Source organism: Cetobacterium sp. (genome assembly GCF_051653945.1).
Classification (GTDB): domain Bacteria; phylum Fusobacteriota; class Fusobacteriia; order Fusobacteriales; family Fusobacteriaceae; genus Cetobacterium_A.
This window is the reverse complement of record NZ_JBOFXD010000025.1, coordinates 1-11,791: the sequence shown is the minus strand read 5'-3', so window position 1 is coordinate 11,791 and position 11,791 is coordinate 1. Positions and strand designations below refer to the sequence as shown.

Annotated in this window: 9 protein-coding genes and 1 pseudogene; 9 read left to right on the top strand and 1 reads right to left on the bottom strand. The window is 29.7% G+C overall.

The features are described from left to right. The 8 genes and pseudogenes from ACRC8M_RS02555 to ACRC8M_RS02520 all read left to right on the top strand — a co-directional run. Positions 1-251 (top strand): annotated as a pseudogene (locus ACRC8M_RS02555) (SAM-dependent methyltransferase); the annotation flags it as partial. After that, the gene (locus tag ACRC8M_RS02550; RefSeq protein ID WP_438527708.1) at positions 221-1,111 is read left to right on the top strand and encodes a hypothetical protein; all 891 of its coding nucleotides are present in this window, start codon (positions 221-223) and stop codon (positions 1,109-1,111) included. The pseudogene ACRC8M_RS02555 and the gene ACRC8M_RS02550, both read left to right, overlap by 31 nt. Continuing rightward, positions 1,104-1,481: a hypothetical protein gene (locus ACRC8M_RS02545; RefSeq protein ID WP_438527707.1), complete on the top strand. Its 378-nt coding sequence runs from the start codon at positions 1,104-1,106 to the stop codon at positions 1,479-1,481. The genes ACRC8M_RS02550 and ACRC8M_RS02545 overlap by 8 nt, the downstream gene beginning before the upstream one ends. Positions 1,482-1,550: 69 nt before the next feature. Next, positions 1,551-1,733: a hypothetical protein gene (locus ACRC8M_RS02540; protein WP_438527706.1), complete on the top strand. Its 183-nt coding sequence runs from the start codon at positions 1,551-1,553 to the stop codon at positions 1,731-1,733. Positions 1,734-2,212: 479 nt separating this feature from the next. After that, on the top strand, positions 2,213-4,972 hold the full coding sequence (locus ACRC8M_RS02535; RefSeq protein WP_438527705.1) for a type I restriction-modification system subunit M: 2,760 nt from the start codon (positions 2,213-2,215) through the stop codon (positions 4,970-4,972). Position 4,973: 1 nt separating this feature from the next. Beyond that, positions 4,974-6,209 carry a restriction endonuclease subunit S gene (locus ACRC8M_RS02530; RefSeq protein WP_438527704.1) on the top strand — a complete coding sequence of 412 codons (1,236 nt, stop codon included), beginning with the start codon at positions 4,974-4,976 and terminating at the stop codon, positions 6,207-6,209. An 18-nt stretch (positions 6,210-6,227) separates the two neighbouring features. Next, positions 6,228-6,545: a hypothetical protein gene (locus ACRC8M_RS02525; RefSeq protein WP_438527703.1), complete on the top strand. Its 318-nt coding sequence runs from the start codon at positions 6,228-6,230 to the stop codon at positions 6,543-6,545. Next, complete coding sequence (locus ACRC8M_RS02520; RefSeq protein ID WP_438527702.1) at positions 6,542-9,682, top strand: type I restriction endonuclease subunit R, EcoR124 family; 3,141 nt, start codon at positions 6,542-6,544, stop codon at positions 9,680-9,682. Before ACRC8M_RS02525 ends, ACRC8M_RS02520 begins: the two co-directional genes overlap by 4 nt. 547 nt (positions 9,683-10,229) lie before the next feature. Here the strand turns inward: ACRC8M_RS02520 and ACRC8M_RS02515 are convergent. After that, a complete protein-coding gene (locus ACRC8M_RS02515; RefSeq protein ID WP_438527701.1) occupies positions 10,230-10,367 on the bottom strand; it encodes a hypothetical protein in 138 nt (45 codons plus the stop codon). An 881-nt stretch (positions 10,368-11,248) separates the two neighbouring features. Between ACRC8M_RS02515 and ACRC8M_RS02510 the strand changes: the two genes are divergently transcribed. Next, positions 11,249-11,791, top strand: a 543-nt coding sequence (locus tag ACRC8M_RS02510) for a recombinase family protein (protein ID WP_438527700.1), incomplete at its 3' end; no start/stop codon positions are given.

The window sequence follows — 11,791 nt, the reverse complement described above, 5'->3', positions numbered from 1 at the left end:
ATGAAGTTTTAGAAACTATAAAAAGGTGTCATAAAGCTTTAAAAAAGGATGGTGTCCTTTATGCATCTTTTAAATATGGGGAAAACAGTTATGAGAAGGATGGAAGAAGTTTTACTTGTTTTACTAGAGATAAGTTTTTAAATCTAATAGAGGGATTAGATTTTTATTATCGTGCAACTTTTGAAACTGGTGACGTTAGACCTGGAAGGGAGAATGAAAAATGGCTCAATGTGATTCTGAAAAAGGGATAGTAAAACGTACTAGTCATAAGAAACTCTTAAAGTTAGAGGATAAAGAGCTTTTAAAAGTCATTCGTAAAGTTATGATAGAGAATAAGGCATTTACATCTGTGGCTTATAAAAAAGCTAAATTTATTCCATTTCCTACTTTAAAAAGAAGATTTAAGGATATTGAGATCTGGCAGGATTTAATTAACTATTTACATTTAAATAAAGAGTATCAAATAGCAACAATGAAAGCTAAGAAAAAAATTATAACTCCAGCTTTTATAAAAAATAGCGTAAAGGAAACTAACGAAGAGCTTTTAAAGATGTATAAAGAGTTTTCAGAGAAAATTGGAGCATATAATGGTGCCTCTATGCTTCAACTTAAAAAGTATGGCTTTAAATACTCTGAAACAGTTCTTTTAAGACGTTTTGGGAGCTGGAAAAATGTTAAAGAGTCATGTGGTTATACATTTAATTTAGGGACTATGTACTCTAAAGAGGAGATTATAAAACTTTTAATGGTGGCTAGAGAGAAATTTGGAAGAAGACTTTCTCAAAAAGAGATAAATCAAGATCCAGATTTGCCAACATTAGAAACAGTTTTAAAGTTTTTTAAGACTACTAAAATCTCTAGTATTTGGGACGAGTTAGAAAAAGGTATGGAGAAAACCACTACAGATGGGAAAACCTATACTTTAGAAGAGATTAAAGAGCTACTGTATAAAGAGTATTTAGAAAAAGGTGCTCCTTTAACTATAGTTGAAATTATGGAAAAAACTAAAGAGGGAAAACTCCCTGGGAAAACAACAATATATAGACATTTTAAAACACAAAAAATTAGAGAAATTTGGAATATTGTTTTCGAGGAGAAAGAGAATGAATAAAATTAAGAAAGTTTTTTATAAGCATTGGGATAAAGAGAAAAGTGACAAGTTTTATGAGAGTTTAGAAAGTTCAGTTCTAAGCTATAAGGTTGAGTGTTTAGAAAAATTTATAGAGGATATATTTGAAGAGAATCCGAGTGTAAAAAGAGCTGAGATATTAAGATACACTAAAAATATGGATGCTTTTACTGACGCAGAGGAATTTTTAATAGATTTCTTTAAATCTACTAGAACGCCTGAAGGCGATGCTGTTGCTGCAAGATTAGAGAATAATCCTGAAGAGGTTGAAAGGCTTTTAAATGGACTTTTAACTTCAAAAAAAATAAAGGTTGAAGAGAATGAGAACGAGTTTATAGTTTGGTATTTATAAAAAAATATAATGTAGGTAATTAGATATTATTTATAGTAGTTTAAAAATATTCCATGGAATATTTTACACATGAGTTACAAAATATATAATTGTAATCATTATAGTGTTTATAGTAAACTAAGTGCATATGAAAAGTTAAACTATAGTAGTGGATATAATACTGTTGAAGTAGTTAAAGTAAAAATAGAAGATGGAAAGGAAAGATACTTTGTAGCAGATGATGGGGGATTACCAATAGAGCCTATATATTAGATTTAAAGATAATACCAATAATAAATTTATTGAAGTAGATTGATCTTCTGCTGAAGGTGATAATCTTATTAGATATGAATATGTTAAGAAAAATTTAGATGCATAAGAGCACCTTTTGGAGTATGCTTTACAAAGATCTAAAATGGATTTAGATAAGATTGATAAGGCTATTAGAGAACTTTTCTTGACTGAACAGAAAATTAACTTTAATAATGCTTCACAACTTAGTGGAGTATCTAAGACATTTCTCTATAATAAGCAAAACTATAAATCAAAGAGCCAGGTATGATAAAACCTCAAAATCTAAAGATATTATCATAATTGCTAAAGATAAAAAAATAAAAGAATTAGAAGAAGAAAATAAAAAACTCAAAGACAAATTAGAAATTCTTCGAGGTAAGTTGTACGAAAAATATAGTGGAACGGATATAATATTATATTATATCTATAAAAAGTCTTAAAGAAAGTGAGGATATATTATGAATAAACAACAATTAGCAGCAAAAATATGGGGATCAGCTAATCAAATGCGGTCAAAAATTGAGGCAAATGAGTATAAAGACTATATTCTAGGTTTTATTTTTTACAAGTATTTGTCTGATAAAGAATTACAATTTGCAAAAAAAGAGGCATTCACAGATGAAGAGATTCAGTTACTTTCTGAAGAAGATAATGAAACAGTAGAGTATATTAAGAACAATATAGGTTATTTTATATCATACAATAATTTATTTTCTACATGGATAAACATGGGAAAAGATTTTGATGTATCTAATGTTAGAGATGCCTTATCTGCATTTAGTCGATTGATTGATCCCGCACATAAAAAAGTATTTGAGGGTATTTTTGATACTTTGCAAATGGGTTTGAGTAAGTTGGGCGAAAATGCGGCTTCTCAAACAAAAGCCATAAGTGAATTGATTCATTTAATAAAAGATATACCAATGGATGGTAAACAGGATTATGATGTACTTGGTTTTATCTATGAGTATCTAATAAGTATGTTTGCAGCAAATGCAGGAAAAAAAGCTGGGGAGTTTTATACACCTCATGAGGTTTCACTTTTGATGTCTGAAATAGTTGCTCACCATTTAAAAGATAAAAATGAAATACAGATTTATGACCCCACAAGTGGTTCGGGTTCATTGTTGATAAATATTGGTCACTCTGTTTCAAAACACATGACTAAAAAAGATAGTGTCAAATATTTTGCTCAAGAATTAAAACAAAATACATATAACTTGACACGTATGAACTTAGTAATGCGTGGAATAAAGCCTAGTAATATAATAACACGTAATGCTGATACATTAGAAGATGATTGGCCATACTTTGATGAAACTAACCCTAGTAATGCTTATGAACCACTCTATGTGGATGCAGTTGTTTCAAATCCGCCATACTCACAAAACTGGGATTCGGCTAACAAGGAAACTGACCCACGTTATGCAGAATTTGGAATTGCACCAAAAGCAAAGGCTGATTATGCTTTTCTTTTACATGATTTATATCATATTAAACCGGATGGTATAATGACTATTGTTTTACCTCATGGAGTTCTCTTTCGAGGAAATGAAGAGGCAAAAATTCGTAATAAACTTATTGAAAAAAATCATATTGATACTATAATTGGGCTTCCTGCTAATATTTTTTTCGGAACGGGCATTCCAACTGTTATAATGATTTTAAGACAAAAACGTGAAAATACAGATGTCTTAATTATTGATGCTTCAAAAGGTTTTGTTAAAGATGGAAAAAATAATAAACTTAGAGCCTCAGACATAAAAAGAATTGCAGATACTGTCATCAATAGAGAATCTATACCGAAGTATTCAAAAGTTATAAGTAGAGAAAAAATTCGTGAAAATGATTATAATTTAAATATACCAAGATATGTTGACTCTTCAGAAAATACTGAGAGTTGGGATATATATGCTTCTATGTTTGGAGGTATTCCAGAAAAAGAAATAGATGAGCTTAGAGAGTTTTGGAAAGCATTTCCTAACTTGAGAGAAGCACTATTTAAAAAGAAATCAGATTCTTATTTAGAATTAAAAGTAAAAGATATAGGTGATGCTATTAGTAATCATATAGATGTAAAACAGTTTGTAAATAGCTTCAATAATTCATTTGCAGATTTTGACGAGTTTTTGAAAAAAGAGTTATTTACAAGTATAGAGTCTATTAATAGCTCTAAAGAAGAAAGTATATTGAGTGAAGATATATTTAGACGTCTAGAAAATATTCCTCTTATAAATAAATATGAGGCTTATCAATTACTTGATGATGATTGGAATACGGTTGATATAGATTTAGAGATTATTCAGAGCGAAGGATTTGATGCAACAAAGAAAGTTGACCCTAAAATGGTAACCAAGAAAAAAGACGGTAAAGAACAGGAAGTACAAGAGGGTTGGATTGGACGTATTATGCCTTTTGATCTTGTTCAAGAAATCTATTTGAGTGAGGATTTACAGAATTTGAAAAAGAAAGAGAAAAGACTTTTAGAAATTGCAACTGAATATCAAGAAGTAATAGATTCTCTATCCGAAGAAGAAAGAGAGTCAAAAATTCTAAACGATTCCAATGATGCTTTTGTAAAGAAAGAAATATCTGAAGCAATAAAAGTAATATATGCGGATGTGGAATCAGAAGAGATAAATATATTGAAAGGCTACCTAGAATTACTTGAGAACAAAGCAAAGAAAATTGAAAAAGAAAGTTATATAAAGAATCATACTCAAATTGAATGGGGAGAAATAGAAGCTAATAAAGATGGAACATATGGTAAAAAGGCTATTAATGATTATCTTATAAAGCTTCAGTCTGAATTTACTTTTCCTGAGGATTCTTATGAAAGTAATATTATAAGAGTTTCTAACTTGTTGATAGAAGAATCTGAACTAAAATCTAAGGTTAAAACGGAAGCGACAAAATTGCACATCAAAACAAAAGAAAGCATTGAAAAACTTACAGATGAAGACGTGTTTAAATTACTTGAATTAAAATGGATATATCCTCTTATTTCTTCATTAAATAAACTTCCCGAAGTGGTAATAAATGAACTAATTGCTAAAATAAAAGTTCTTTCTGAAAAATATACCGTTACTTATGAATCGCTTATGAATGAAATACATGAAACTGAAAAATCTATTTCAGACTTAATAGATGAACTAGAAGGTAATGAGTATGATATGAAAGGTCTTAGTGAGTTTAAGTCACTGCTAAAGGGGGAATAAAATGACCAAGGTAGAGAAAAAACCGAAAATTCGTTTTAGGGGATTTGCAGGAGAATGGAAAAAGAAGGAATTTAATGAATTAGCAGAAGTCAGAAGGGGGCTTACTTATAAACCGACAGATATTAGAGATGGTGGAATTAGAGTATTGCGTTCATCAAATATAAATGAAGATCAGTTTGTTCTTAAAGATGATGATATTTTTGTTTCAGAGGATGCAGTAAATATTGATTATGTTAGAGGAAACGATATATTAATAACATCCGCTAATGGTTCTACAAGATTAGTAGGAAAGCATGCTGTTATAAATGAAGTTGCTCTAAATAGAATGGTTCATGGAGGATTTATGTTGCTTGCAAGGGCAAAAGAACCTTATTTTTTAAATGCTTCTATGGGTTCAAATTGGTATTGCAAATTTATAAACGTGTATGTAGCTGGAGGAAATGGTGCTATAGGAAATCTAAGTAAGACAGATTTAGAGGCACAAGAATTATATGTTCCATTATACTTAGAACAAACCCAAATAGGCGATTTTTTCAAGCAAATAGAGAACCTTATTACTCTTCATCAGATAAAGTATGATAAACTGCTAAATATAAAAAAATCGATGTTTGAAAAAATGTTTCCTAAAGATGGAACAGATGTCCCGGAAGTTCGTTTCAAAAGATTTACAGGAAGTTGGAAGCAATGTGAGTTGGGGAAAGTTCTGACAGAACGTAAAATTTTGCAAAAGATATCAGAGGATGCTCCTGTATTAGCATTTGCAGCAGGACAAGGCGTTATTGACAGAAGTGAAAGAAAGTCTAACAATCGTGACCATTTGACTTTAGATCCAACAAATAAGACTTATTTATTGACTGAATACAATGACATAGTTTATAATCCTTCAAATTTAAAATACGGTGCAATTGATCGTAATAAATATGGTAAAGGAGTCATATCTCCTATATATGTTACTTTTATCACTGAAGAAGAGCCTTCTTTTATTGAACTGATAGTAAAAAGTGAAAAGTTTAAGTTGAGAGCCTTACAATATGAAGAAGGAACGGTTGTAAAACGTCAATCGGTAAAACCTGAAAATTTATTATCACTTAATGTAACAATATCAAAATCAAAAGAAGAACAGAAAAAAATTGGCGAATATTTTGAAAAGTTTGACAAACTTATAACTCTACATCAAAGGGAGATGGAAAAGTTAAAAAACATCAAAAAAGCGTGTCTTGAAAAAATGTTTATTTAAGTAGATAGGAGTAAAACTATGGTTTTGGAAAACAATTTAGGAATTAAAGATTCAATAGAGCTTGCCAGATTTGAAGAGAAAATAAGCAAATCAAAAGCAAATATGCTTTTTAAAAGCAGAGTATTAAATACGCTAAAAACAGGAAATTTTCAAGTACTTGCTGAAATTCACAAATATCTGCTTGATGAACTTATTGAAAAATATGTGGAAATGAATATTGCACATCCATTTAGAGAAGGTAACGAACGAAGTACACGAATATGGCTTGATGCAAGCTGTTATTATGAAGGGTATTCCATTTATAAAACTAAGGAGCTTGGGGGTGAAGATTGTTGACCTTTACAAATGAAAATGATTTTGAAAAAGCTTTTATTGATATTTTATCAAAAAAAGGATGGGAAAAAGAAGTGTTAAAACATCCTAGTGAAGAAGATTTACTCACAAACTGGGCTAATATCCTTTTTGAAAACAATAGAGAAATTGACCGTTTGAATGATTTCCCTCTTACGGATGGAGAAATGCAACAGATTTTAGAGCAGATTAATACGTTAAGAACTCCATTAAAATTAAATGGGTTCATCAATGGAAAAACAGTATCAATAAAACGAGATAATCCATCTGATAAATTGCATTTTGGAAAAGAAATAAGTCTGAAAATATATGATCGTAGAGAAATAGCTGCAGGGCAGAGTCGTTACCAAATAGCACAGCAACCAAAATTTAAAAGTAAATCAAAAATACTAAATGACAGGCGTGGAGATATAATGCTCTTAATTAACGGAATGCCTCTTATTCATGTGGAACTTAAAAAAAATGGTATTCCTGTCAGTCAAGCGTATAATCAAATAGAAAAATATTCTTACGAGGGTATTTTTACCGGATTATTTTCATTAGTACAGATTTTTGTTGCTATGGAACCTGAAGAGACAGTCTATTTTGCAAATCCTGGGATTGATGGAAAATTTAATAAGAATTATTACTTCCATTGGGCAGACTTTAATAATGAACCAATAAATAATTGGGAAAAAATTGCCTCTTCATTATTATCTATTCCAATGGCACATCAGTTGATTGGATTTTATATGGTTGCAGATGATTCTGATGGGATTCTCAAAGTTATGCGTAGTTATCAATATTTTGCAGCAAATGCAATATCTGACCACGTTGCAAAAGCAGATTGGAACAGTAATAATTTACTTGGAGGTTTTGTCTGGCATACAACAGGTTCCGGAAAAACTATGACAAGTTTTAAGTCGGCACAGCTGATTGCAAATTCTAAAGATGCTGATAAAGTAATATTTTTGATGGATAGAATAGAGCTTGGTACGCAGTCATTGGAGGAGTACAGAAATTTCAAAGAGGAAAATGAATCTGTACAGGCGACTGAAAATACAGGAGTCTTGATTACAAAATTAAAAAGTAAAAATCTGGAAGATACTTTAATAGTTACTTCTATTCAAAAGATGAGTAAGATTAAAGATGAGGCTGGGGGAATAAATGCACATGATATTCAACTTATCAATTCAAAACGTATTGTTTTCATTATAGATGAAGCACATAGGTCAACTTTTGGAGATATGCTTATAACAATAAAAGAAACATTTCCTCATGCAATATTTTTTGGATTTACAGGAACACCTATTCATGAAGAGAATCAAAAAAAAATGAATACAACTTCAACAGTATTTGGAAATGAATTGCATAGATACAGTATTGCGGACGGTATTCGTGACAAAAATGTACTTGGTTTTGACCCATATAAAGTACTAACTTACAGAGATAAAGATCTAAGGAAAGAAATTGCTCTTATGAAAGCAAAAGCAAAGACAGAAGAGGAGGCAATTATTGATCCTAAAAAAAGAGAAATTTATTATGAGTTTATGGATTCTTCAAAAGTAAAAATGTTTGGGTCTAAAGAGAAAAGTGGTAAATATGTTAAAGGAATAGAAGATTATTTGCCAAAATCTCAATATGAAAGAGAAGAACATAAAAATATGGTTGTAAATGACTTACTGGAAAATTGGATTAGACTAAGTCATAACGGAAAATTTCATGCTATCTTTGCAACAAGCAGTATAAATGAAGCTATTGAATACTATAGAATGATAAAAAAAATAAAACCGGAACTGAAAACCACAGCTTTATTTGATTCTAATATTGATAATAATGAGGGTATAAAATTTAAAGAAGATGGACTTATTGAAATTTTGGAAGATTATAACAACCTGTATAAACAAGATTTTTCACTTGCAAATTATGATAAATTTAAAAAAGACATCGCCGCAAGGTTAGCACATAAAGAGCCTTACATTCGTATTGATAAAATTGTAGAAATGCAAATAGACCTGTTAATTGTAGTTGATCAGATGCTCACAGGATTTGATTCCAAGTGGATAAATACTCTTTACATGGACAAAATCCTTAAATATGAGAATATTATACAGGCATTTTCTAGAACAAATCGTTTATTTGGCTCAGAAAAACCTTTTGGAACTATACGTTACTATAGATATCCACATACAATGGAACAAAATATTAATGATGCAGTAAAGTTATACTCGGGTAACAAACCTATTGGACTATTTGTTGAGAAACTTGGATATAATATTAACAAAATGAACTCTATTTACGAAGATATATTTACTTTATTTACTAATGCAGGAATTCAAAACTTTGAGAAGTTACCACATGATAAGTCAGAGTGTGCGAAATTTACAAAATTGTTTAAAGAATTAACTGACTATTTAGAAGCTTCTAAAATTCAAGGATTTAAGTGGAGTCAATCAGAATACTATACTGAGAACGAACGAGAAAATAAAAAATCAATAATAACATTAAAATTTGATGAAAATACCTATTTAATATTAGCACTTCGTTATAAAGAATTGTTTAGCGGAGGAAATAGCGGCAGCGGCTCTGATGATATACCTTTTGAAATAGAGGGATACCTAACAGAAATTGATACCGGACGAATTGACTCTGATTATATGAATTCACGTTTTGAAAAATATCTAAAAACACTACAACAGATAGGAGTGGATGATAATCAAATTCAACAAACTCTGGATGAATTGCATAAATCCTTTGCTAGCTTGACACAAGAAGAACAAAAGTATGCTAATATTTTTATCCATGATATTCAAAGAGGAGATAGAGTAATAGAAAATGATAAAACCTTTAGAGAGTATATATCGGAATATCGATTTAAAGCTAAAAATGAAGAAATTTATAATATTTCTCAAGTGTTAGGGTTAGATGAATCCACGCTTAGAAATATGATGAATATTGGTTTGAATGAGTCTAATATTAATGAATATGGACGTTTTGATGAGTTGAAAAATACAGTTGACAAAGAAAAGGCAAAAATGTACTTTGAAAATTTGGAAGGTATTTCAATTCCCATGTTTAAAATAAATATTAAAATACACAATCTTCTTCAAAAATTTATTATTAGTGGAGGGTTTGAGATTTAGATTATAAAAAATATATTAGAATTTATTTGTTTAAATGTTTTTCACGGAAATGTAAAATTATATTAGTAATTATATTATTATCCTGGAGAGGATATTAAGTGGAAAAATTGATGAATTATTAAATGATTGTTTTAGGTATGAAAAATTAACACCAGGTATATAATTGGCATAAATAAAGAATGGAAAGTGTATTTATCTTATATATTTATAAATCTAGTGCCAAAGGATAAAAAATGACCCTAGAATTCAGAGACATCACTAATGGACAAAAATAGAAAAATGTTCAATAATTTGTACGCTTTAAAAAATACTTCAGATTTAAATATATGTTTTAACATCTAATTAGTTTTTGAAGTACCTTAAAATAGATTTTACGAGGTCAGTTTTCTGAGGTTATTTTTTATAAATTTTGAAACCTCCAAATTAGTGGTACTTTTGAAAAATAGTGTTTTTTACTTAAATTTTAATAGAAAGATAGGTGTTATAAACCCTTTATTAGTGGTAATTTATAAAAAATGATAGGAGATGGAAGTTAAAATTCCATCTCCTATTTTTGGCCTTTTTCATCTATTAATTTGTAAAACATGGCTTTTGAACACACAATTGCCTTAATAGCATCTTTAACTGGAAGATAGTTTGGGTTATCTTTATCATATTTCATTAAATTTTTGTCTAAATTCGTCATTTTTGCTTCTTCCAAACTTAACCCCTTTAGCTAGTGCTCTTTCAATCTCGCTTTCGTAACTCTTTACGTTCCCATTCAGCTCTTAAAAGATCCAAGTATCCAATATTACATTTAACATTGCCTCAGGCCTCGTGTCCATGCCCATCAACTTAAGATACCAATAAAATCAAATACTTTAGCTCTTTTTATGGTAAAATATTTTTACTAATATAAAAGGATCTTTTTTCATAAAATCTAAATGTTTAAATTTTTTAATTGATGAAGAGGAAATTAATCATATTGCTAAAGATGTTGGACTCTGTCAGAGAATACAAAAGTTTAATCCTGTACAACTACTTAAAATGATAATACTTTCTCCAAATAATATCACTAAAGGCCTCGCGTCGGTTTTTTTGTACCTTGGCACCAAAAAATCGACTAAGTCAATATTTTCAATTGGTTTTAATACATTATTAAAAAAATGGTCAAACTTAATTTTAAATAAACTATACCTTAGTCAAAATAGGCTAAAAATAGGAGTTGTTAGACTATTAAAACCTCTAAAATTGACTAGTCAAAGAGATTTATAACTTTATTGACTACTTAAATAAAAAGAGGTATCAAAGTTAAATGATACCTTTTTTTACGGTTATATCACTATATTTATTTAAATTTTTAACCTTTTCAGATACGACCTACCATAACCTCATATTTCTCACTTTTCTTTATTTTTGCTTTTTTCTATATCCTAATAAGGTACAATCTAAACGAACGCCTTAAAATTAAAATTACAAAGCCTTAAAAATAATTTTCGAACGTATTTTATGAACATGTGATTGTTATTTACTTTAAACGAACGATATTGTATAATATTCCTAAGAATTTTAATTATCGGAGGAAGTATGAAAGTTGGATATGTTAGAGTCTCCACTGTGGACCAAAACGAAAGTCGCCAATTAGTGAGGATGAAAGAGGCCAAGGTGGAAAAACTGTATATTGAAAAAGTATCAGGTAAGGATATCGAGGGGAGACCTGAACTTAAAAATATGCTAGAGTTCGTTAGAGAAGGAGATACTGTATATGTCCATGATTTCTCTAGATTAGCTAGATCTACTAAGGACCTTTTACATATAACTGACCTTTTAGCCAAAAAAAAGGTACATTTAGTGTCATTTAAAGAGAGCATTGATACATCTACACCTACTGGAAAGCTAATGTTAACTATGATAGCTGCTATAAATGAGTTTGAAAGGACTAATCTTTTAGAGCGTCAAAGGGAGGGAATATTGATAGCAAAGGAGTTAGGAAAGTATAAAGGGCGAAAACCAATACCTTTTCCAGAGAACTGGAAAGATATTTACAACAGTTGGAAAACTAGAGAAATCACAGGTACTAGAGCTATGGAGATGCTAAATCTTAAAAAGACAACATTTTATAAGTTGCTT

Coding starts and splice junctions, on each gene's coding strand:
- ACRC8M_RS02550 (WP_438527708.1), top strand. CDS start 221: ATGGCTCAATGTGATTCTGAAAAAGGGATAGTAAAACGTACTAGTCAT.
- ACRC8M_RS02545 (WP_438527707.1), top strand. CDS start 1,104: ATGAATAAAATTAAGAAAGTTTTTTATAAGCATTGGGATAAAGAGAAA.
- ACRC8M_RS02540 (WP_438527706.1), top strand. CDS start 1,551: ATGAGTTACAAAATATATAATTGTAATCATTATAGTGTTTATAGTAAA.
- ACRC8M_RS02535 (WP_438527705.1), top strand. CDS start 2,213: ATGAATAAACAACAATTAGCAGCAAAAATATGGGGATCAGCTAATCAA.
- ACRC8M_RS02530 (WP_438527704.1), top strand. CDS start 4,974: ATGACCAAGGTAGAGAAAAAACCGAAAATTCGTTTTAGGGGATTTGCA.
- ACRC8M_RS02525 (WP_438527703.1), top strand. CDS start 6,228: ATGGTTTTGGAAAACAATTTAGGAATTAAAGATTCAATAGAGCTTGCC.
- ACRC8M_RS02515 (WP_438527701.1), bottom strand. CDS start 10,367: ATGACGAATTTAGACAAAAATTTAATGAAATATGATAAAGATAACCCA.